The organism is Methylorubrum thiocyanatum (genome assembly GCA_014138645.1).
GTDB lineage: Bacteria > Pseudomonadota > Alphaproteobacteria > Rhizobiales > Beijerinckiaceae > Methylobacterium > Methylobacterium thiocyanatum.
In genome coordinates, this window is record JACJIB010000006.1 from 376,681 (window position 1) to 399,975 (window position 23,295).

The window sequence follows — 23,295 nt, forward strand, 5'->3', positions numbered from 1 at the left end:
GTAGGGTCGCCTCAACCACATGGAAGGCATCCGCCGTGACCGAAGCAGCGACCCTGGACAGGACCAACGTCCCGACGACCCGCTTGCGGGTGACCGGCATGGACTGCGCGTCCTGCGCGGCGAAGGTCGAGGCCGCCGTGCGCCGCCTGCCCGACATCGCGCAGGTGCAGGTCTCGGTCGCCGCCGAGACGCTCGCGGTGCGTCACGGACCCGGCACCGATGCGAGAATGATCGCTGACACCGTCCGCGGCCTCGGCTACGGGGCCGAGGACCCGGACGCCGTGGCGTCGGGGAATACCGCTGAGGCGCCTTGGTGGAGAGCGCCGAAAGCCCTGCTGGCGGCTGCCTGCGGCGCGGCCCTGGTGACAGCCTACGTGCTCGGGCACGTCGCGCCAATTACCGAGCGCTGGGCTTTCCTCGCGGCCATGGCGGTCGGGCTGGTGCCGGTTGCCCGACGAGCTATCTTGGCCGCCCGGCATGGGACGCCTTTCTCCATCGAGATGCTTATGACGGTCGCCGCCGTCGGCGCGACCGTCATCGGGGCGACCGAGGAGGCGGCGACCGTCGTCTTCCTGTTCCTGATCGGCGAAGTGCTGGAGGGCGTCGCTGCCAGCCGGGCCCGGGCAAGCATCCGTGGGTTGACCGGTCTCGTCCCGGAGACGGCGCTGCTGGAACGCGACGGCACGACCGAGTCTGTGCCCGCCGCGAGCCTCAAGGTCGGCGCCACCGTGCTGGTGCGGCCGGGTGACCGCGTCCCGGCGGACGGGACCATCCTCGACGGCGGGAGCGACGTCGACGAGGCGTCGGTCACCGGCGAGAGCGTGCCGAGGCGCAAGGAGCTTGGCGACGCAGTCTTCGCCGGGACGGTCAACGGCGACGGGGCGCTCCGCGTCCGAGTGACTGCGGCTGCCAAGCACAACACCATCGCCCGGGTTGTGCAACTGGTGGAGGAGGCGCAGGAGGCGAAGGCGCCGACCGAGCGCCTGATCGACCGGTTCTCCAGGGTCTACACCCCCGCCGTCGTCGCGGTGGCCGCCTTGGTGGCGGTGGTCCCGCCGCTCCTCACGGGCGGCGCGTGGGGGGATTGGGTCTACAAGGGGTTGGCGATCCTGCTGATCGGCTGCCCCTGCGCGCTCGTCATCTCAACTCCGGCGGCCATCGCGGCCGGCATTTCGGCCGGGGCCCGGCGCGGGCTCCTCATCAAGGGCGGCGCCGTCCTTGAGCGGCTGGCCTCGGTGACGACGGTCGCCTTCGACAAGACGGGAACCCTGACGGAGGGCAAGCCTGTCGTGACGGACGTGGTGGCATTCGAGAGGTCCGAGCGGGACGTGCTATCGCTGTCGGGCGCCCTTGAGGGCGGCTCCTCGCACCCGCTCGCCCGGGCCGTGTTGGCCAAGGCCGCCGAGGCCGGAGCGCCGGTGCCCCCGGCATTCGGGGCCCAGGCAATCGGCGGCAAGGGCGTCGCCGGCAAGGTCGGGGGACTCGATTTGTTCCTGGGCTCGCCAAGGGAAGCCGGCGCGCGCGTGCCGTTCACGCGCGATCAGGAGGAGCGGGTCTCCCGGCTCCAGGGCGAGGGCAAGACCGTGTCGGTGCTCCTCGCGAACGGGGCGGTAGCCGGGCTGCTCGCGATGCGCGACGAGCCCAGGTCCGACGCGAGGGAGGGGGTCGACCGCCTTGCGTCGCTCGGCATCGGCGCGATCATGCTGACCGGCGACACCGCGCGGACGGGCTGGGCCGTGGCGGACGCGCTCGGCATCGAGGTGCAGGCCGAACTCCTGCCGGAGGACAAGCAGCGTATCGTGCGCGAGCGCCAAGCCACTGGTGCCGTGGTGGCGAAGGTCGGCGACGGCATCAACGACGCGCCGGCGCTCGCGGCCGCGGACGTCGGTATCGCGATGGGCGGAGGCACCGACGTGGCGCTTGAGACGGCCGACGCGGCGGCCCTGCACGGACGCGTCGCAGACATCGCCCGAATGATCGAACTGTCGCGCCGGACGCTGTTCAACATCAGGACGAACATCGCCCTGGCGCTCGGCTTGAAGGCGGTGTTCCTGGTCACGACGGTTCTTGGGGTCACCGGCCTATGGCCTGCCATCCTAGCGGATACCGGGGCAACGGTGCTGGTGACGGCGAACGCGTTGCGGCTCCTTGGAGAGGGAGGATCGGGCGACTGAGGCCCGTCAGGCTCCCACCACGTGATGCCCCATCCGTGTGCGACGTCATTAACGGGAGAGTGTCACGCAACGCTTCGAGGTTTGATGGAAAGGCTGCGGCGGATTGAAACTGTCGAGTGACGAATGAGATTCGGACAGTTCGTGGAGCCACCCACTCTCGTGCCCCTTTCCATTGAGGAGGAAGGAGAGTACAACCTCTAGAGGCTGGAGGTTTGGGCCGAAAATGAACATTTCGATCGGCGAGCTATCGCGCCGCACGGGCGTGAAGGTTCCAACAATCCGCTACTATGAAGGAGCGGGCCTGATGCTAGCCCCGGCTCGTACAGGGGGGCAGCAGCGTCGCTATTCGGAGGCCGAGGTAGCCCGACTGATATTTATCAGATCCTGTCGTGGTCTAGGTTTTGAGATTGATGATATACGCGAACTGATGTCCCTCTCGACCAAAACTGATCACCAGTGCATCGAAGTAGGCACGGTTGCCCGTCGACACTTAGACGAGGTGAAACGCCGCATCGTGCAACTCACCGCCCTGCAAGAGGAACTGCAACGTTTGGTAGAGTGCCATGGTCAGGGCAAGGTGGCGGAATGCCGTGTGATTGAGACGCTGACGGACTACGACCATCGTCTGCACGAGCACAATCGCGTCTAGGCTGCGAACGCGTCGCGTCTTCAGCGTAAGCGGCGCTCGACGCTACATACGTAGTGTCCGCCACCCAATTTCGAAGTGTGACTTCGAACCTCCATTTACAGGGAGTGAAGTCAAATTCTCGGACCAAAAAATTACACAACCCTCCCTCCTTTTTTATCTAAAATCATAGAATATATTGCTTAGAACTGACTCTCCGTAGGGAGCATGTGCCATCCCGATTGCAGGACGTTTTTCTCCCAAAACTCGATATCACTTTGACGTGAAATTCTTAGTTTCGGCCCGAATCAGACCGCCATTCCGAACCAGGTCAGGGTTAAGTCTGAGGCGCCGACGCTCAACCGCGGCTTCGCTCTCCATGGTTGCTTAGAATGGCATAGCGTTGCCCCGGTTTCCCTCCGCACCCCATCAGGGGCTTGCCTGTGGGAGTTTCATGACCTGTCACACGTCCGCAAGGTACCAGCGCCTTCCCTCGTATCGAGCGAGACCGGCATCCCGAAGCACGGCTTTGGCGTTCTCGGTAGTCCCGGACTTGAAGCCATCTGACAGCATGGCCTTGCTCAACTCGTTGCTGTCGACACCATCGGCTCCAGACCGCCGCAGCATGCCTAGCATAGTTCGCATAGCGGTGGCAGATTTGACTCCAACGGTACGTGATGGGGTATCATTACTTGGTACAGCTTGCTGCATTTCAATCCGACCCGATAAATGATGAAGCAATCTTCCTTGTTGTTCGACCGCCTCAACGAGCCTCGGAAAAGAAGTATCAGACAAGACACTTTGAATTGTAGTCGGAATCGGCGAAGTCACGACAGGGGCTTCCGCTGCATATAAGTACCTGTGCGCAGCTTCCGCAAACAAATCGCTGGCGGAGCGCCCCTCATCGACCGCCCTACGCTTCACTGCACGGTGAAGTGCATGCGGTACGTAAATCATCACCTTGGCTTTGCTTGATGGATGGCCGGTGTCCGGCACGCCACCAACACCCGTATCGGTATCGCGTTTATTCTTGGCCACGGTCGTTGCTCATCACGGACAGCAAGACAGCATGACAGCTTGCAGTTAGGAGAAGGTAACGATGCGCAAGCCCTTGTTCGGACAGCTTGCTGTCTTGCTGTCTTCCTGTCATCCCCCGGCGCTCGATGCTGTCCGTTTCCGGCTATCACGGCATAGCTCGACCGAACTGGGTAATGGCCGACGCACACCGGTATGGCCGCCATCGAGATCCGTTGAGCCTGACCGGGGTCCCGGCCGCGCCAATGACCTTCGCGAGATACGCTTCGACGCTGACACCGGAAAATTGCATACCAACCGAAACCTCAGCGGGGCCGACCCATGCTCGCCGATGTTCACACGATGGCGATGCCACCCATGATGACGCCCGACGATGGGGCGCGTTCTGCCGGTGCCTGGCAAGGGTCAGGTGTCCTCGTTCGACGTCGGATCGACCTTACGCCGTCCGCGGGTTGGCGTCGGGCGCGTCGCCACGGCCATCATGGCCTTCCCGCTTCTCGGGACCTTGGCTTTCGCGGCCGGCTTGCCGGCTCGTCTGGCCGCCGTCCTCGCCTTGGAGATCCTGCGGACGGCCTCCGCCGTGGCCGTGCTTGGATCGACCCTCCGTGCCGGCACCTTCACGACCAGAACTCCCCGGGTTGTGCCGTTCCGCAGAAGGTCGCCGACCTCCGTCCGGTAGAGCGTCCTGAAGTGTCCCGACAGGCCGTCCCGGGTGGTCAGGTCCAGGACCATGAGTATCCCGATAGGAATGTTGGTGTTTTGGTACAGGGTGGTCTGGGCCCCGTAGGAGGCGATCAGGTTCTCGAACGAGGCATCCTTCTCCTCCCGCTTGATCTCGGTGACGAAGCGGATGCCCTCGAAATAGTGCATGACGTCGGCCCGTCCCGCTGCGATGCCTCGAACCTCATCCACCGAGCCGAGCATCGAGGTCTGCAGGAACGACATGAAGTCCCGCTGGAGGAACTTCTCCAGTGGGTTTGGCTCCCCCTCTCGAATGAAGAGGTAGCTAACGGTCGGGTCGACGCCAGGACTTGGGTCCATGCGGCTCTTGAGGAACAACAGCGTCTTGACAACGACCGCCCGCACGAAAACCCTGACGTTCGGGTCGTCGAAGTACGGGAGCCCCTCGAAGGCGTGCAGGACGGCCTGAACCGCCTCCATGACGGGCGGTGTCATTTGCTTGAACTCGACGTAGTTCACGTCGGCGATGACATCCCGGAGGAACCTCTCCTGGAGCTCGTACGACTCCTTGCCCTGCTCAAGGACGGCGGCGACCGTTGGGCTCACGGCCGTCGCCCCACGAGGGTGCGGGTCGTCACCCCTGCCCAGGGCCGCATCGGTCCTGGCGATCAGCTCCGCCGCGGCCGCGCCGAGTTCCGAGGCGCCGCGGGCTTTCAGCCAGCCCCTCAGGGCGTACAGCTGGCCTCGATGCCGGGCGTAGTAGTCCTCGATCCGAGGACGGACCAGCCATTCGAGGCCACCGTCATCCGACCGTCGGAAGAGGGTTCGGTTCGCCGAGTAGACGACGAGCAACTCGTTCTCGATGATGTGCGTCGCGTTCCACCATGCCGGCTCGTCGAGGCTGGGGGCGAGCGAACCGAGCCTTACCGCCAGCGAAGCCCAGGCCGATACCTCGGCCTCCTTGGCCCCGTTCAGGAAGTCCTCTGCCTGGACCGAATAGGCCGAGTACGCGAACGCCTCCCTCCGGAGCTCCTCCAGACGCTCCGTCCACCCGCCGACGCGTTCCTCGAAGAAGTCGTCGAGCAACCCGGTCGCCAGCGACAGCACGCGGGCGTCGGCCCGCGCCTCCCGGCCGGCGGCGGAGGCGTCGAACCGTGCCCGCGCCTCGCGCAGCCGTGCCAGGACATCGTGTCCGGAAGCCGCCTGGAGGGCGCGTCCGACCCGTTCCATGCCGAGTTCGAACGACGCCTCGTCGGCGGCATCGGCGACATCGAGCAGGTCCGTGAGGAACTCCACGAGCGCCTCGTTCGGGCTCTCGGCATGCAGCAGCCCCGCGATCCGCGCGGCGTGCGCCAGGAACGCGGGTTCGTCGTCGACGACGCACTCGGCGATGAACGCCGCCAGCCGGAGGGAACGCCGGGCGCTCTGCCGCTTGGTGAGGAGGGCGCCCCGCAAGGCGGCCGTCCGCGCGCTCGTGGCGGCTCGGCGATCCCGGGCCAGTTCGAGCCAGCGCCCGAACCAGGTCGCCTCGACCGCCTCGGGCAGGGGCGGCCGCTCGGCCACCACGTCGACGAGCGAGTTGATGCCGATGTCGCTGTCGAGACGCTCGACGACGTCGCGCGAGAATGCCTGGACGCCGGGGTCGCCGAGGTCGGCCTCGTCGAGGACCAGCGCCATGTACTCGGGGGCGAAGTGCGAACGCGCGACGCCGTCCGCCGAGGCAAGGACCGCGGCTATGCCGCCGAACTCCGCGGCCGAGGGCGTCCGGCCGCCGCGGAGCGCCGCTTCCATCGTGGCGTCGAGTGCCTGCACGGTCTCACCAAAGGTACCGGTCCCCCTCAGCGTACAGCAGGCGCTCGCGAGCCACATGCCCCAGGATGGTCTCGCTGGCGGCGGCGGTCACGAACACCTGCAGGTGCGGGATCTCCCGGGCGACCTCCGCCAGACCTGCGATCAGGTTGGAATAGTCGCGGTCGACCATCTCGTTCGAGCCAGGGGAATCGATCAGCAGCACCCCGGGGTGGCGTCCGAGGCCTCGCCGCTCCGCCACTTTGATGATGGCGATAGTGGCGGCGATTTTCAGGCGCGCCTTTTCCCCGGGGGTCTGCGTGCCGAACCAAGCAATCCCACCGTTCTTGCGCATATTGAGGTTCGTGTTGCCGAGGAGCTTCGCCTCTTCGAGGCTCACCACGCCAAACCGGACCGCGTACTCCTCGATCAAACCGGACACCTCCCCGAGCAACTCATCCTGCAACGGCTTGAAGGCTGCCTGGGTGACCCTCTCGGCGATCCTGAGGACCTGATGGTCGTCACCACTTTCCGAAGGCTTGGCATCATCGACGCCGAGCTCCTCCTTACGTGCTTCCAGCCTCGCCAGTTCCAGTTCCAACGGGTAGGCCGAGGACGGCTCGGCGAGGGCGGCTTCGAGGTCCCGTGCCGTCGCCTCCGTCTCGCGCATCTCGGCCCGGGCCCCGTCCATGGCCTTCGCGAGCGCCGCCTTCCGGCGCTCCTGCGACGTCAGCCTTGCCTCCGCGTCCGCCACGGCGTCCTTCAGGCCCGCTTCCTGCCGGGCCGGGTTGCCCTCGGGCTGCTCAAGCGTGCCGCAGACCACGCAGGTATGGTCCTGATTGTTGGCCTGCTTGCGTTCCTCGTCGAACACCTCGTCGCAGCGAGGGCAGCAGACAGGGTCCAACGAGCGGAAGACCGTCTTGGCCGCCCGGCCTTCCTTGAACTCGCGCAGGTCCCTCCGGGCGGCGTCGTAGGCGAGCTTGGCGGCCTCCCGGTCCTCGGACGCCACGGCCATGGAGCGCACCGCCGAACGCAATCGGCCCTGCGCCTCCGCGAACCGGCGGTTCGCCTCCGCAAGGTCGCCCCGCTGACCCTCGGCGCTCGGCAGTCCCCTCAGCTTGCGGCGCAGGCCGGCGATCTCGGCGTCGATCTCCTCGATCCTGCTCTTACGTCGCTCCCGCGTCCGCTCAAGCTCCGAGACGGCTTGGCGCGCCTCGATATCGATCCGGGTCTTCGCAGCCTGGACGTCGTTGACGGCGTTCGTCCAGGGCACGCCGAGGTACATCTGCATCATGCGCGAGCCGAGCGCCTGGTAACTCCCGAAGAGGTTGTCAGGGTCCGGTTCGATCTCTAGCGCGCCGGACAGCCAGACCCAATCGTGCGGTTGGTCGACGCCCTTGTCCCCGAGGTCGGCGTGCGTGACGAGCATCTGGAGCCCCAGCTGGCCCATGAAGAAGCCCGACATCACGGCCTCGAAGCCCTCGGCGGACGAGAAGGTGTCAAGCGCGAGGCGGCTGCCGCCATCGACGCGCCATAGCGTGCCGACCGGGTCGATGGCATCGATGACCTCGACTTCGTAGACTTGGCCGTCGAGGGTGAAGGCCATCGTCAGCGTATGGAACGTCTCCGCGAACTCGGTGGGGATGCGCTTCCCGCGGCGGCCCGTCAGACCCCACCGCATAAGACCCAGCAAGGTGGTCTTTCCCCGGAAATTCCGGTCGCTGATGATCGCCCTCAGCCCTGGGGAAAGATCGCCCCACGTGAAGTTCACGGGTCCGGGAGCGGTCTCGCCCTTCTTCTTGCCGGTGAAGGCCAGGGACGTGATGCAGAGGTGCTTGGGCACGGCGATGGACGGCTTGTAGGCGACCCCGTGCCTCGCGAGGATGGAACGGACGTCCTCGACGCCCCGACCCGCCTTCTTGGCGATCTTCGTCAGCAAGGTGGTCGCGTCGGTCGGCTTGACGTCGTCGGCCATCAAGCACCTCCTCTCAGTCGCTCAAGCCGATTCCTGACCCGCTCGGCCGTGGTCGGGATCAGGTCGCCGGCCGCCGCGTCGTGGTATTCCTTCTGCCGGTGCTGGCACGCCTTGAGGGCGTAGCCCCCACGGCCCCCGGCGACGCTCAGCACGAGGTCGACGCGGCGGTCGTACCACCCGAGTTCCGGAAGGGCGGCCACCGCCTCTTCCAGCAACGCGGGCGCCCGTTCGCCGACGAGGAAGTCGTGCTCGTCGTTGCCCGTCTCCATCTGGCGGGAGCGGGGTAGGACGAGGCCGCGAAGCTTGAGGATGCCGAGCACCGTGTCGAGCGGCTCGTAGGCGCCGAAGTAACGGCGCAGCATCGGCACGCGGCGCAGGTCGGGCTCCTCGTCGGCGAAGATCCGCCCCGCCTCGTCCAGGTGCGCCCGATCCCGCGTCGCCTCGTAAAGGGTCAGCAGTTCGTCTGCCAGGTAGTCGGGATAGCGCATCCAGAAATCGAGCGCCTGCACCTTGGTCTCGCCCCGGAAGACCCGGTCGTAACCCTCGACGGGCTCGCCGGTGTAGGGCCGGCTGCCCCGCACCAGGATGAAGAGAATGCGCAGGGCATTCCGATGATAGTCGACCTTCGCCATTCCACGGGGGCCGTTCAGGCTGTTCGAGCGAGGGGGGGCCGAATCGGCCAGCCAAGCTTACACCCTTCGGGGCGTGCCGGTGGCCGTCCCGTGGTCATGCGAGCCTCGTGGCCGGCGCTTCGCCCGTTGCCTGTGCCGCCGGATAGCCGCCCCCGAACTCGCGATGGCCTGCGAGCGCCTGCGGCCTGTATGGCCCCCTGCCGGCGCACTGGGTCACCTCGGCAAGCCCGAACCGCTCACGGACGCTCGGATGGACAAGGGCGTCCTCCTGGATCTCGCGGACCTTCACCGGCCAGCCAAGCCATCCTAGACGACGGGACAGCCACGCCGGGAACAGTCCGTCGATGGTGTCGCGCATCCCGGCGACCTCGCAGTGTTGCATGCCGTCGAAGGCCGGGTGCAGGTGCAGTCGCCCCGTTCCGGGCTTCCCGGGCTCCATCCCGTCGAGGATCAACGGGTCGGGGATCTTGGTCGCCTGATCGACCATCCAGTCCAGGGCAATGTCCGAGAGCCGGCTTTCGGCCTCGGGGTAGCTCCCCCCGATGTCCGAGTGGTTGCCCGCGAACCACATCTGGATGAGCGGATCGGGCTCGCCCACGACCTTCTTGCGTACACCGTCCCGGCTGCCCCACTTGACCCTCGGGAAATCCGCGCGGGTCTCGTCGATGGCGAGGGCGTGCCGGGCATATCCGACGTGGCCACTGAGGAGCTGGTCGTAGTTCCCGGAGCGCCACTGGGCGATGTGCCGGCGTGTTTTCCCGTTCACTGGGGAGTTGGTGATGGACTTGACCGCGGTCGGAAGCCAGCGCCACAGGACGACGATCCCGATCAGCGACAGGCTGACGCCGAAGGGACGCCAATAGCCGGTCCCGAACGCCAGGTCGGAGAGGACGGCGGGCACCGCGGCGACCAGCGCGGCCAGGATCGTCAGACCGGCGGCGATGCCCCACCATTTGGGTCCGGTCGCACCGAGCGAGGCTACGGTGTCGAACACGCCGATGAAGTGGGGCGCCACGTTCGACGAGAGGTCGTCGCCCGATCCATAGTTCCGCCGGAACCGCCTCGCGAGTTCGAACCGGTCCTTCTCGTAGTCGCCGCCCCGTGGCGAGCCTGCCCCGTACTCGTAGACCTTCATTACCGCCTCGTCGGCGATGTCCCGGGTCACCTTGCGGAAGCGCGGCAGGAAACCCTTCGGCGTGGTCGTCGGCACCCCGCATAGGAACAGGACGTTGGCGACGCAGCGGGCCGTATAGGCGCCCCGGCTGAACCCTACGAGGAAGATGCGGTCGCCCGGCTCGTAGTGATTGATGATGAACTCATAGCAATCGGCGATATTCCTGGTGATACCCAGGCCAGTGACTGAGGACAGCAGCTTCTGCAGCCGGCGGTAAGCGCCGGTGAAACCCCTCGCGCCCGCGTCCGTCCCGAGACCCGCATCGTAGAAAGCGACCTGATCGCGCGGGTCGATGCCGCTGTCCGGGCCGACCCGGCAGACGCGGTAGAGCTTGTACACGTTGCTCAGCCGCTGCTCCTCGCGAAGCCCGCCTTCCTGCCCCGTGCCGTCCGAGAAGACGACGATGTTCTTCGGCATGTCCCACCCGGCCGTCGCGGCCGACCCCCGATCCGTTCCTATCCGGCCGCACGGCTCCGCGCCGGCCGCTTACCCTTGGTCGCCCTTGTGCCGGGACTCGCCTTCGTCGAGGCTTTCCGACCGCCCTTGACCGGAGCAGGCCGCTTCTTGGGCACGGGCGCCGCGGCGGATCGCGGCGCCTTCGCGGGTCGGGCCGGTACCGCCTCGGAAAGCGCGGAGCGCACGGCCTTGACGGCGCCCTTGATGCCTTCGGCCACGTTCGCGAAGGCGTGGTCCATCGACCGCCAGTCGCTCACCGTCCTCCCGTCGTGCGGAAGAACCTTGAGATCGGATGCTCCCGTATCCTTCCAGGCGCATGGCCGAACGACGACGACCACGACCCGCATGGAACCCCTGGCCCGCCGGCCCATCGCCCGCTTGTACTCCATCTGGCACCAGCGGCTGGCGATGTATTCGGGGCTCATCAACGCGACGAAGATGTCCGCCGCGCGCAGCTTACGAGAGATCTCAGTGTTCAGCTTGTCACCGGCCTCCATCTCGCCGTCGAACCAGGTCTCGACCTCGTCCCGCCTCAACTGAGCGAGGTGGATCTGAAGCTTCGCCTGCTGGATCGCGTTCGCGTGGCAGTACGAGACGAAGATCCGCACCTTCGCCTTCCTGGGCTTCGGCGGCGCGGCTTTCGGGGGACCGGAGGCACGCGTCCCTGGCGTCGCCCTGCGCGCGGGCGGCTTGGCCTCGCTGGTCCCGGTCCCTGATTTGACGGTCACGGCAGCCCCCTCGAACGTGGCGGCCAAGTTCGGGACTCAAGTCTTATGGCCCCGTTTTGTTCCGCTATGACCAGGCCCTGGCCGCAAGGGGCCGCGCTGCGGCCTCGGCGGTACTCCGGCGAACGGCGATGAACTACTCAACCGCGAGGTATCTGGTAACGAGTGGCGGATACGGAGATTTCGGATATGCGAAAAGATCGCTTGATGGACCTTGCGGCCCGGACCGCCCCTCGCCCGTAGGCTGAGGAGCAGTCGCTCTCAGGCGGTCCTCGCCGTCCCGCCCCCCGCGCCTCTCGGCACGAAGGCCCGGCCTCTCTTCGAGGGATCGGCGCGGGCGACGGCATAGAGGCTCGACGCCCCCACCGGATGCCGCCGACGGGCCCGAACGCCCGATTTCACCATCTTCCGGTGCATCTCCTTCCAGCCCGCGACGTCCTTCGCCCTTGCCACGAACCGGGCGATGCGCCCGGCGTGGGAAGGGCGTGTCGCGGCCCCGGTCCCTTCCTTCCGTCGGACCGGGGGCAACGACCCCGGCGGCAGGCCTTCGACTCTGCCCAGGACGTGGCCTTCGTCGAAGTCCGGAAGGAGATGTGGCTTGCTGCCCTCCGCGGCCTCGCCCGAGGCGCGGTGCGCCCACAGGGCCAGCCCGCGGCGGCCCTGGTCAGCGGCTGCCCATGATCCTGGCTTTTTTCACTCCGGTTCCGCCAACGACGTTAGCCAGAAGCTTGCCCGTAAATTCCTTGCACTCTGAGTCGAACCAAGAGTCGTAACGGACCTGCGACAGGCCACTCAAATGCTTGTCTATAGAGCCTAAGATCGACTCTATTGTCGTGTAAATATCAAATAGCTCCTTCATCGTTGGAATAACATGCTCCAAACTTTTGTCTGGATCCAGTAAATGCTGAGCATCGACGTGTGCGAAATATTCATTGCGTATAGTTTTCAGCTTGGATATTGTCGGGGCGATTCGTTCGATCTTTGCATTCTGCTCATTGAGCCAACCCTTTTGTGGTGGCGTTTTCCAGGGAATTCTAACGAGATTGGAGGCGGCAAAATTAAGCAATTTCTCAATTTTCACGCTTTTCGCATCGGCTTTACTTAAATGATTGGAAAGCTGTAATATAAGGCTGCATTGCAAGCCTAAACGAATTGTATGTATGATTGCGCCGTAGCGCAAAGGTCTGTCGTTATCGTCCAATATCTCTATTTGATTGAAACTTTCGTAGAGATAGATATGCAATTTCAAATCATTTCTAACTTGACGTGACAACTTAGCGCTGGCCTTCACAAAGTATTCGACGTCCATTGCCTGCTTGCCATCCAAATTGCGGAAATGACTTGCCCAGCAGGGTAGACGTTTCAACTTAAGGCTTCCCTTCCTTACGCGAAGCCGACGATGCCAGGGGACGGGCCGTCCGGCGGGACGTTTCCCGCCTGACGGCCCGGTTCGACCGTGTCGCGAACCCGTCGAGCGCCGCGACGCTTCTTGTAGGTGTTCCAGTAGCACCGGAACCGGTTGGGGTCGTAGCCCCTAAGGTGGTGGGGCGCGCGTTCCGTCAGGCGGTCGACGATCCTGTCCCAGTGCCCGCCCCCGATGGTCCGCCGGAACGCGGTCGTCACCGCCTTGAGTTCGCCGAACCCCTCCGGGCAGTCGGCCAGCCGGCGACCATGGACCATCTTCGCCAGCATGAGTTCGACGAGCGACCGCGGATCGGAGCATAAGCCGATCCTATGGGACACGAGGCTCGCGGGGACGAGGTCGCGGATATCTGCCCACTCGTCGTCCGACAGCCGCCACGGACCTTCCGCGAACGACGCCGTGCCCCTCGCACGCCTTTGCAAGACCGACGCCCCGAGGCCCTTGCAATGCGCGAGCGGCACGACGAGCTCCAGTCGTCGGAACGTATCCGGAGCTTGCCCGACCGCGCTGGTCCCGAGAAGGACGTCGACCCGGAACGCGATGCCGATGCGCACCCCGCCCTCGACCGGTCCGAGGGTGACCGTGTCGAAGCAGCCCCTTGCCGCATCGATGACCCGCGCGGTCGCCTCGTCGTGGACGTACTTCACCTCGCGCTTCGCGAAGTTCCGCAGCGACGCGGCCATGCCACCGAGGCGCTCTGTATCGAACGCCAAAATCCCGCGGAGCCTGGGCAGGGCCGCAAGGGCATCCCGCGCTTCCGCCAGGCACCTCTCGAATCGTTGCCGGTTGCGAACGACGCTTTCCGGCTGCGCCCCCTCGGTGCGGTCTTTGTCGAACGTCGCATCGACCCGCCGGGTCCAGAGGTCGACCTGCCGCTGGAGCCGCTTCCGGTCCGACGCGGTTTCCTTCTCGACGCGGCGCGCCTCCTCGTTAAGCGCATCGACGAAGGGCCGGTGCAAGTCGGGGGATTCAAGCTGGTCGGCAAGCGCCGAGAGCACCAGCCCCTCGGCCCAATCCAAGTGATAGCGCGCCCGGTGATGGCAGGTGCCTTTCTGGATGGCGTTCGAACATGCGATGTGCCTCTTCTCCAGGATGTGCATCTTGCCGCCGCACGAGGGACAAAGGGCGCGTCCGGACAGCAGGTACCTTCGCAGGATCGGACCGCCCATCTGAACCCTGGTCTGCTTGGTCGCATCCACCGACTGCGCCGCGTTCCAAAGCTCCTCCGGGACGATCTGCAGGTGGGGGACGGGGTGCACGAGCCATTCCTCCTTCGGACGGCGCGTCACCTTGATGACGTTCTCGTCGAAGTCCTTCTCGTGCTTGAGGCGCGCCCACACCAGGACACCACGATAAAGGGGGTTCGTGAGGACCGTGCGCAGCATCACCGGGGACCAGTCCAGGCCGCGGGGAGACTTGATGCCGGCCGCGTTGAGCGAGACGCAGATGGCGCTGAAGCTCACGCCGTCCGCGCGCATCTCGAAGATGCGGATGACGGTGTCCACCTTCTCCTTGTCCTTCTCCAGCAGCCCCGGACTGCCGAGGACCCGGCGGTAGCCGAAGCAACGGCCCGCGGGATGCAGGCCCCTCAGGACCATCGCGCGACGGCCCTGTTCGGTCCGCCACACGATGAAGTCCTTCTGTTCCTGGGACATGACCCCGCGGAACGCGACCTCCGTCGCGTTCATCGGCCCGCTCTTCGCCTGGTGCAGGCTGGATCCGTGCTTCTTCAGGTATTTGAACATCCACGCGAGATCCGCGAGGTCGCGGGCCATCCGGTCCGCGTCCTCGATGATGACCATGTCCACCTCGCGGACCGCGACCCTGTCGAGCAGCGCGTTGAGGCGGGTACGATGCTTCATCGAGGAGCCCGAGAACCCCTCGTCGGAGAAGATGTCGGTGTGGTCGACGACGACGCCGATCCGCCGTGCATAGTCCATGCAGACCTCAATCTGGCGTTCGGTGCTGCTCTGGCTCTGGCCCGTCGTCGAGTATCGGGTGTAGATCGCCGCCCTGATGCCGCGAGGCGCCGCGTGCGCAGGACTCGGGACCGGGGAACGCTTCGAGACCCATGCCTCCGGCAGGAGGTCGATGGGCCTGGCACCCACCGGCGTGCCCGGCGGCGGGCCATCGACCCGGGGGGCCGCCCAAGGGACGCGCCCGAGGATCGCCGACCCGACGAACGGCTGTCCGGAACGTGTGCTGCCGTTGTCGTAGCTTGAAGTGGACATGTTGAGCATCCTTGCGTCGAGAGCTTGTGGTCGAGGAACTTCCCCGCGCCCTGATGTGCTAGGTTATGACTCTTCCAACGCCGCGATGACAGCACAAGACCGCCCTCAAAGGCAGTAATTTCAAGCAAAAACCTGGTTATAAATGCTTTATATAGGCCGCCCGCGCTGTTGACAGAGGAATAATGCGTCGATTGCCCCGTATATTACCAGATAATGATCTCTCTGGTTCGATTCGACGGTTAGATCGACGCGTAAGGTCTAGGAGATCTCTGGTTCGACCGCGTGCCAACGGCCGTCGCGGAAGTCTTCCACCCGCCCGGACGTCGACGCGGTCCCTTCGGCCGCGTCGCGCGACGCGCGCATGGCTTCCCAGGCGGCGAGCGCGCGCATGAGGCGTGCGACGGCCGGAACCGTCGACCCTTCTCCTCCCGGGACGTTCCCGGCTTGGTTCCACGCAGCAGTGGTTCCCCGGTGGTGTCGCATCCGGCTTTCTCCTTGTCGTTGTGAGTCGATGCGGTTCCGACACGCGTGGCCTCGCGACCCGGCGGTGCGACGGGCGCGGACGTCACGCTCGCCCCGGGCAAGCGTGACGGAGGGGATCAGCCGCGCTGCGAGAGGATCTCGGGCTCGCGCACTGGGCTGCCGTCCAGCGGCGGCAGCCTCACCTTCGCCACCGCCCGCCTGGCGGACCGCATCGAGGGGCCTTCGCTGTAGACGTCGAGGGTGATGGTGCCGTTCTTGTGTCCTACGATGCCCGCGATCAGGTTGGCCGGAACTTCGGCCTGCTCCAACCGCGAGATGAACCAGCGGCGGAAACTGTGGAAGTTGACCAGGGACCGGCGCTTGTCAGGGAGGTCGTGGGTGACGCCGCACAGCCTGCGATAGTCGGTGAAGTGGTTCGACGTCTTGAACGAGCGCTCCCGCACCGACCCCTTCTTCCGTACCGGCGGCCACTCCGGAAAGAGGTCGTCCTCCGGTCCCTTCCCGGCGATGCGCCTGGCGATGGCCGGGGCGAGGTCCGGGTGGATCGGCACGAAGCGCAAGGTGTCTTCCTGCTTCTGCGGCTGGAACCTGAGGCACCCGTTCTCCGTGTCGCAGACCTTCAGCCCGACGATCACGTCGAGCCGTGCTCCCGTGAGCGCTCCGATGTAGATGAGGTCGAGCATGTGGGGCTTCGCCGGTCCCGTCAGCAGGGTGGCGAGTTCCCGGTCGGTGAACGGACGCTCCTTCTGTTCCCGCTTCGTCTTCTGGCCCTTGAGCTTGATCCCGGCAAAGACGTTGTGGCGCGCGGCCGGCACGCGTCCACCGAGGTACTGCCAGTAGGCCGCGAGCCGGCCCAGGTACTTGTTGCAGGTGACATGGGTCGTGCCGGTGGTGAGCTTGAGGTCGTCCGCGAAGGCGTAGGCCCGCTGGAGGTCGATCTGTTCGAGCATCGGCGGGATGTTCTCCCGCAGGCACCACTCCTTCAGGTACCGCATCGCCCGAAGGTCGTCCGCCTTGGTGCGGGCCTTGACGAAGAGTTGCGCGTGGTAATCCTCGAAACGGATGTCGACGGGCGTGGCCCGGCCGAGCGCGATGTCGGAGAACGCATCGGCCCTGGCGACCTGCTCGGGATGCTCCCGCTCGACGAACACGGGCGTGCCTTCCTCGTCCTCCCCGGCGAAGACGTCGCGCGAGCCCTTGAGCCTGATCTCGTAGTGCCTCTCGCGGACCGCCTCCCGGAAAGCCTCAAGCTCCGCCTCGTTGCCGCCCCGGTCGAGGTCCTTGCGGACCTTCGCCAGTTCGAGGGCGAGCGCGGTGTCGTCCTTCCTCAGTTGCCCGACCGATGCCAGCGCGTCCTCGATGCGCCGCCGGAAGCGCTCCAGGTGCGGCTTCTTGAGGACGTTGGCGACCTTGAGGCTGTCCGTACCGAGATTGTGCTTGAGCCGCGACGCGCCGACGGCGCGCTGGGCGGCCTTCGGCACGGCCATGGACACCCGCCAGCTCCCGCCGTGGAATTCCAGGTAAGCCTTCTTGGGATCGGACGGCCTCGGCAAGGGTAGTAACACTCCCACGGTCGCGGTAAGTCCCGGGTTCGTCCCGGGACGAGCCCCATGAAGCGCCTGGCGCGTAAAGGAATTGTGCTGGGACAGACGCTTGGCCGGGAGGAGGCTGGAATCCCCTCAGCTCCACCAGGTTTCTTGTCGCGACGTATAAGCGTTGATTGACAGAGACTTGGTGATCGTCAGCACGGCTTAGCATCCCCCACAAAGTACCGGCTTTGCTGACCGCGATTTGCGGCGCCTCGGTGTGGCTTGAGCCGGCCTTGGCTTCCGGCCTCAGCCCTGGGCCGTCCCGTCGTGACGCTCGCCTCTCGCCACCTCCTTCATGAGCCCGTCAGGCAGCGGACGTTGTAGCCTCAGCGCCTCCTCCGTGGGCGCTTCAAGCCACGTCCCGCACTCTTCCTTCGTTGTGAGCAGCACGGGCATGGCCTTCTGGTGAACCGGCCCGACCACGCCGTTGGCCTCGGTCGTGAGGAAGGAGAACAGCCGGTGCTCCTCCTCCACCCTGTCGGGGTTCTCCTTCTTGGTTCCCCTCACGCCCGTCCAGGGACGCCAGATGCCCGCGAAGGCGAACAGCGGACGGTCATCGTCCAGGGCGAACCAGACGGGGGTCTTGCGCGGCTTCGTGTCGGCATACTCGCTGAACGATGACACGGGCACGAGGCAGCGGAACTCAGGCTTGAGCCAGGGGCGCCAGTGCGGGCTCCTCACGTTGCGGACGTTGGTGACGGGGTGCTCTCCGTAAGCCTTCGGCCCGGGGATGCCCCACCGCATCCTCGTCAGCTCACGGCCCTGCGTCCCGGCCAAGACCACGGGGGCCATCTGGTCGGGGAAGATGCCGGGGAGAGGCGGGAGGTTGCCGGCGCTGTCGTGGCTCACGTCGAACCACCGCCGTATCTCATCCTGGGGGCGGTTGAGGCTGTAGAGATTGCACATGAGGCCCGCCTAGAGCCGGACCCGACCTGATTGCATCAGGTCGGCGTCTCCAGACCTTCGATGTGACGCGCATTCTTTCGGCGAACCGGCTTCCCCTTCGTCGGAATGCGCTCGAGCACCGAAACGGAGACGACGGCGCAGGGCGGCCGGCAACGCGTCGGACAGCCAAGGGGGCCGACGACAGACTGCGCCTTGCTCGGCTTGGCCAGTCGCCGGCAGCTCCGATTCAGTCATCGCGCTCGCTGCTGCGGCTCATGCGTCTGGCAACGTAATCCCCTGAGTACGAGTGCTGGCCGAACACCAGCCAGCCGAGCCCGAAGCCGATCGCCCCCGCGACGAGGAAGCCCGTCATCGTCGCGGTATCCACATTGCCGACCGCTCGGCTTCCCTGGCGATAGTACCGCGAGCCGTACTCCGAGGCACTGTCCCAGGCATCGGAGGCTCTATCCGTCGCATCGCGCAATGCCTGTCGGGCCTGATCCGCGGCCCCGCCGCCACTCGATGAGCCACTCCGGCCGGATGCGGGCCCGCCATCAGACCTGCCAAGCGGGTCATGTGAGCGAATGTCTGCCATTGCCGTAGCTCCCTCCTGCTCTTGAGGCCGATGGTGAGCGGCATGTTCGGACGCCACGCCATCGGCTTGCATCAAGGGCAACCCGCCTGCACCCCAGAGGTATCCGGCTGAGGTAGCCATGCGGCCAACGCCGTGCACCGCCAGCAGCGTGCGGTGCTCCTGGCGATTCCGAAGGGCGCGACCGGCACTCAGCGGCCTGATGCCTGTCGAGGTCGATCGCTCGAACACAGCGTACGAAGCCGCTACGCCGCTTGCCCGATGCCGTCTTGGCCGGTCATCGGCAGGCTTGCACCGTGCTGCTTGAGCCGCCTGTTGCCGGAGAGGCTGCGCAGCAGGACGTAGAAGACCGGTGTCAGGAACAGGCCGAAGGCGGTCACGCCGATCATGCCGGAGAACACGGCGACGCCCATGGCGCTGCGCATCTCCGCTCCGGCCCCGGTCGCCGTCACGAGCGGCAGGACGCCCATGATGAAGGCCATCGAGGTCATCAGGATCGGACGCAGGCGCAGGCGGCTCGCCTCGATCGCGGCCTGAACCGGTGAGCGGCCGGCGAACTCCAGCTCGCGGGCGAACTCCACGATCAGGATCGCGTTCTTGGCCGAGAGACCGACCAGGACGATCAGGCCGATCTGCGTGAAGACGTTGTTGTCGCCCGCCGAGAGCCAGACCCCGAACATCGCCGCCAGCAAGCCCATCGGCACGATCAGCAGGATGGCGAGCGGCAGGGCGAGGCTCTCGTACTGCGCGGCGAGCACGAGGAAGACGAGCAGCAGCGCCAGCGGGAAGACCCAGATCCCGGAATTGCCGGCGATGAATTCCTGATACGTCAGATCGGTCCATTCGAAGGCGAAACCGCGCGGCAGCGTCTCGGCGGCGATGCGCGCTGCCGCCGCTTGCGCTTGGCCCGACGAGAAGCCGGGGGCGGCGCCCGCGTTGATGTCGGCCGAAAGGAAGCCGTTGTAGCGCATGGCCCGCTCCGGCCCTGCGGTCTGGCGGACGCGCAGCAGGGTGGAGAGCGGCACCATCTCGCCCGATCCGGCGCGGACCTTGAGCAGCCCGACATCGTCCTGGCGCGCGCGGAACGGCGCGTCGGCCTGGACGCGAACCGAGTAGGTGCGGCCGAACCGGTTGAAGTCGTTGACGTAGAGAGACCCCAGATAGATCTGCAGCGTGTCGAACACGTCGGTGACCGGGATGCGCAGCTGGCGCGCCTTGGTCCGATCGATGTCGGCGAAGAGCTGCGGTACGTTCATCTGGAAGCTGGAGAACAGGCCGGCGAGCTCCGGCGCCTGCGCGGCCTTGGCCATGAATGCCTTGGTCGCCTCGTTCAGCGCCTCGTAGCCGAGGCCGGCGCGATCCTCGATCTGCAGCTTGAAGCCGCCGATCGTGCCCAGGCCATTGACCGGCGGGGGCGGGAACATCGCGATGAACGCTTCCGGGATCGCGGCGAACTTCCTGTTCAGGGATTGCGCGATGGCAGCCCCGCTCAGCGCGGGATCCTTGCGCTCCGCGAAGGGCTTGAGCGTCGAGAACACGATCCCCGAGTTCGAGCTGTTGGTGAAGCCGTTGATCGAAAGCCCCGGGAAGGCGACGGCACTCTCGACGCCGGGCTCCTTCAGGGCGATCTCGCTCATCGCCCGGATCACCTCCTCGGTCCGGTCGAGGGTCGCGCCGTCGGGCAGCTGCGCGAAGCCGACGAGGTACTGCTTGTCCTGCCCCGGTACGAAGCCGCCCGGGATCTGGCGGAACAGCGCAACGGTCAAGCCGACGAGCACGAGGTAGAGGACCATCATCGCGCCCTTTCGCGAGACGACGCCGCCGACACCGCGCCCATACCCGTCCGAGGCGCGCCCGAAGGCGCGGTTGAAGCGGCGGAAGAACCAGCCGAGCAGGGTGTCGAGCACCCGGGTCAGCCGGTCCTTGGGCGCGTGATGGTCTTTCAGGAGCAGCGCCGAGAGGGCCGGGGACAGGGTCAGCGAGTTGATCGCCGAGATGACGGTCGAGATCGCGATGGTCAGGGCGAATTGCTTGTAGAACTGGCCGGTCAGGCCACTGATGAAGGCGAGCGGCACGAACACCGCGACGAGCACCAGCGCGATGGCGATGATCGGCCCCGAGACCTCGCGCATCGCCTGGTAGCTGGCGTCCCGCGGCGACAGCCCGGCCTCGATGTTGCGCTCGACATTCTCCACCACCACGATGGCGTCGTCGACGACGATGCCGATGGCGAGGACGAGGCCGAACAGGCTCAGCGCGTTGATCGAGAAGCCGAAGGCATGCATCACCGCGAAGGTGCCGACGATGGAGACCGGCACGGCGAGCAGCGGGATGATCGAGGCCCGCCACGTCTGCAGGAACAGGATCACCACGAGGACGACGAGGGCGATCGCCTCCAGCAGCGTGTGGATGACGGCCTCGATCGAGGCGCGCACGAACTGCGTCGGATCGTAGACGATCTGATAGTCGACGCCCTCCGGCATATTCTTCTTGATCTCGGCCATGGTCCGGCGGACCTCGTCCGAGATCTGGATCGCATTCGATCCCGGCGACTGAGAGATCGGGATCGCCACCGCCGACTTGTTGTCGAGGAGTGAGCGGAGCGCATAATCCGAGGCGCCGAGCTCGATCCGGGCGATGTCGCGAAGCCGCGTGATCTCGCCGTTCTCTCCGGTCTTCACGACGATGTCGCCGAATTGCTCCTCACTGGTGAGGCGCCCTTCCGCGTTGAGCGAGAGTTGCAGGTCGAGGCCGGGAACGGCCGGCGAAGCGCCGATGACGCCCGCCGCCGCCTCCACGTTCTGCGCCTGGATCTCGCGCACCACGTCGCCCGCCGAGAGGCCGTGCTCGGCCACCTTCTGCGGATCGAGCCAGATCCGCATCGCGTAGTCGCCCGAGCCGAACAGCTGCACCTGTCCCACGCCGTCGAGACGGGCGAGGCGATCCTTGATGTTCAGCACGGCATAGTTGCGCAGATAGGTCATGTCGTAGCGCCCATTGGGCGAGACGAGGTGCACGACCATGGTCAGGTCGGGCGAGGACTTCACCGTGACGATGCCGAGCTGACGCACGATGGCCGGCAGGCGCGGCTCGGCCTGCGAGACACGGTTCTGAACGAGCTGCTGCGCCTTGTCCGGATCGGTGCCCAGACGGAAGGTGACGGTCAGGGTCATGATCCCGTCCGTCGTGGCTTGGCTCGACATGTAGAGCATGCCCTCGACACCGTTGATCTGCTCCTCGATCGGCGTCGCCACCGTCTCGACGATGACCTTGGGGTTGGCGCCCGGGAAGGTGGCCCGCACCACCACCGAGGGCGGCACCACGTCCGGATACTCGGAGATCGGCATCGCAAAGAGCGAGATGAGGCCGCCGATGAAGATGAGCACCGAGAGCACGCCCGCGAAGATCGGGCGATCGATGAAGAACTTGGACAGGTTCATGTCGCCCTCCGGGGACGGGCATCAGGCACAAGGCGTCGGGCGGCCGCCGTGAGGGCGGTCGCGCGCGTCGGGTCGGGTCGGGAACGGTCGGAGGCGCTGGACGCTACGGGGCCTCGGCGCTGGCGAGCGTGCGCGCTCCGGCACCGGGCGTGCGCTCGCCCATCGCCACCGGCTCAGGGCGCAGGAGCGTGCCGGGGCGGATGCGCTGCAATCCGTTGACGACGATGCGCTCGCCGCCGGAGAGGCCCGCGGTCACGACGCGCAGGCCCTCGACCGCCCGGCCGAGGGTGACGGCGCGGAACTCGGCGCGGTTGTCCGCTCCGACCACGAGCACGAACTTCTTGTCCTGATCGGTCCCGACGGCCCGTTCATCGACGAGGAGCAACCGCTCGGGCTTGGCCTGACCGAGGCGCATCCGCGCGAACTGACCGGGGATGAGGCGGCCGTCGCCATTGGCGAACGTGGCGCGCACCCGCACCGTGCCGCTGCGGGCATCGACCTTGTTGTCGATGAACTGCAGGTGCCCGCGGGCGCGAGCCCCGTCCACCGTCACCATCTCGACGGGGATGCGGTCGAGCCTACCGCGCCCGCCCGCCGGGCCGGCGATCGAGGCCAGTGCCTTCAGAACGACGGTCTCGTCCGCATCGAAGCTCGCGTAGACCGGATCGACCGAGACGAGGGTGGTGAGCACCGCCGCCCCCGCTCCCGTCGCCACGAGGTTGCCCGGCGTGATCTCCCGGCGCCCGACGCGTCCCCCCACCGCTGCCCGCACCTGGGTGTAGCTCAGGTTCAGGCGCGCCGCCTCCAGCGCTGCCTTCGCCGCATCGAGGCTCGCCTTCGCCTCCTTGAAGGCGTTGGCGCGCACGTCGAGGTCGCGTGCCGTGACGATCTGCTGGTCGGAGAGGCGGCGCCCGCGCTCCAGATCGCTCGAGGTCAGGCCGACGCGCGCCTCGGCGCCGGCCACCTGGGCTTCCAGACGCTGGACCTCCGCCGCGTAGGGCGCCGGATCGATGGTCACGAGAAGATCGCCGGCCTCGACAAGCTCGCCTTCCACGAAGTGCGTGGACTGGATCGCGCCGCCGACACGGGCGCGCACGTCGATCCGGTCGACGGCTTCGAGCCGGCCGGAGAACTCATCCCAGAGGAGGACGTCACGCGGCTCGACGGTGGCGACCGAGGCCGGCGCGGCCTGCTCGGCTGGCGGCGTCGCGGCAATCGCCGCATTCCCCTCAAACAGCGGAGCCGAAACGAATTGATAGGAAGCTCCCGCCAGCAGGGCGAGAGCGAGGCCGACCCCGGCGCTGCGCCGGACGAGAAAATGGCCTAGGGACGTTTCGCGATGGGGGTGCACGGCCGGCTCCGACATCTGTATCGTCCGATACACATG

The 23,295-nt window shown here is 66.3% G+C and carries 15 protein-coding genes; 2 read left to right on the top strand and 13 right to left on the bottom strand.

Translation table 11 applies throughout. The annotated features are described in order from the left end of the window. The first annotated feature begins 35 nt into the window (after positions 1 to 35). Both HNR51_RS18435 and HNR51_RS18440 read left to right on the top strand, forming a co-directional pair. Positions 36 to 2,174: a heavy metal translocating P-type ATPase gene (locus tag HNR51_RS18435; protein WP_182555908.1), complete on the top strand. Its 2,139-nt coding sequence runs from the start codon at positions 36 to 38 to the stop codon at positions 2,172 to 2,174. A 223-nt stretch (positions 2,175 to 2,397) separates the two neighbouring features. Beyond that, positions 2,398 to 2,823, top strand: a complete 426-nt coding sequence (locus HNR51_RS18440) for a MerR family transcriptional regulator (RefSeq protein WP_182555909.1) — start codon at positions 2,398 to 2,400, stop codon at positions 2,821 to 2,823. Between the two features lie 438 nt (positions 2,824 to 3,261). Here the strand turns inward: HNR51_RS18440 and HNR51_RS18445 are convergent, their stop codons facing one another. The 13 genes from HNR51_RS18445 to HNR51_RS18505 form a co-directional block, all read right to left on the bottom strand. Next, entirely contained in the window at positions 3,262 to 3,837 is a 576-nt protein-coding gene (locus HNR51_RS18445; protein WP_182555910.1) for a hypothetical protein, read from the bottom strand. 402 nt (positions 3,838 to 4,239) lie between these two features. Next, a complete protein-coding gene (locus tag HNR51_RS18450; RefSeq protein WP_182555911.1) occupies positions 4,240 to 6,384 on the bottom strand; it encodes an amino acid adenylation domain-containing protein in 2,145 nt (714 codons plus the stop codon). Beyond that, positions 6,332 to 8,278 carry a coiled-coil domain-containing protein gene (locus HNR51_RS18455; RefSeq protein WP_182555912.1) on the bottom strand — a complete coding sequence of 649 codons (1,947 nt, stop codon included), beginning with the start codon at positions 8,276 to 8,278 and terminating at the stop codon, positions 6,332 to 6,334. The genes HNR51_RS18450 and HNR51_RS18455 overlap by 53 nt, the downstream gene beginning before the upstream one ends. After that, entirely contained in the window at positions 8,278 to 8,910 is a 633-nt protein-coding gene (locus tag HNR51_RS18460) for a hypothetical protein (RefSeq protein WP_182555913.1), read from the bottom strand. The genes HNR51_RS18455 and HNR51_RS18460 overlap by 1 nt, the downstream gene beginning before the upstream one ends. 94 nt (positions 8,911 to 9,004) lie before the next feature. Further along, the gene (locus HNR51_RS18465; protein WP_182555914.1) at positions 9,005 to 10,501 is read right to left on the bottom strand and encodes a T6SS phospholipase effector Tle1-like catalytic domain-containing protein; all 1,497 of its coding nucleotides are present in this window, start codon (positions 10,499 to 10,501) and stop codon (positions 9,005 to 9,007) included. Positions 10,502 to 10,539: 38 nt separating this feature from the next. Further along, positions 10,540 to 11,148 (bottom strand): toll/interleukin-1 receptor domain-containing protein, encoded by a 609-nt coding sequence (locus tag HNR51_RS18470; RefSeq protein WP_239681566.1) that lies wholly within the window; start codon positions 11,146 to 11,148, stop codon positions 10,540 to 10,542. A gap of 781 nt (positions 11,149 to 11,929) precedes the next feature. Next, positions 11,930 to 12,631, bottom strand: coding sequence for an AbiU2 domain-containing protein (locus tag HNR51_RS18475; protein ID WP_182555915.1), 702 nt, complete (start codon positions 12,629 to 12,631; stop codon positions 11,930 to 11,932). 17 nt (positions 12,632 to 12,648) lie between these two features. After that, positions 12,649 to 14,919 carry a recombinase family protein gene (locus HNR51_RS18480; RefSeq protein ID WP_182555916.1) on the bottom strand — a complete coding sequence of 757 codons (2,271 nt, stop codon included), beginning with the start codon at positions 14,917 to 14,919 and terminating at the stop codon, positions 12,649 to 12,651. A gap of 599 nt (positions 14,920 to 15,518) precedes the next feature. Continuing rightward, positions 15,519 to 16,889, bottom strand: a complete 1,371-nt coding sequence (locus tag HNR51_RS18485; protein ID WP_239681564.1) for a tyrosine-type recombinase/integrase — start codon at positions 16,887 to 16,889, stop codon at positions 15,519 to 15,521. Positions 16,890 to 17,237: 348 nt separating this feature from the next. Then, positions 17,238 to 17,897: an SOS response-associated peptidase gene (locus HNR51_RS18490; protein WP_182555918.1), complete on the bottom strand. Its 660-nt coding sequence runs from the start codon at positions 17,895 to 17,897 to the stop codon at positions 17,238 to 17,240. A gap of 226 nt (positions 17,898 to 18,123) precedes the next feature. After that, a complete protein-coding gene (locus HNR51_RS26785; protein ID WP_273289707.1) occupies positions 18,124 to 18,249 on the bottom strand; it encodes a hypothetical protein in 126 nt (41 codons plus the stop codon). A 464-nt stretch (positions 18,250 to 18,713) separates the two neighbouring features. Continuing rightward, positions 18,714 to 21,908, bottom strand: coding sequence for an efflux RND transporter permease subunit (locus tag HNR51_RS18500; RefSeq protein ID WP_182555920.1), 3,195 nt, complete (start codon positions 21,906 to 21,908; stop codon positions 18,714 to 18,716). A gap of 103 nt (positions 21,909 to 22,011) precedes the next feature. Then, the gene (locus tag HNR51_RS18505; RefSeq protein WP_182555921.1) at positions 22,012 to 23,274 is read right to left on the bottom strand and encodes an efflux RND transporter periplasmic adaptor subunit; all 1,263 of its coding nucleotides are present in this window, start codon (positions 23,272 to 23,274) and stop codon (positions 22,012 to 22,014) included. Between the last annotated feature and the right edge of the window lie 21 nt (positions 23,275 to 23,295).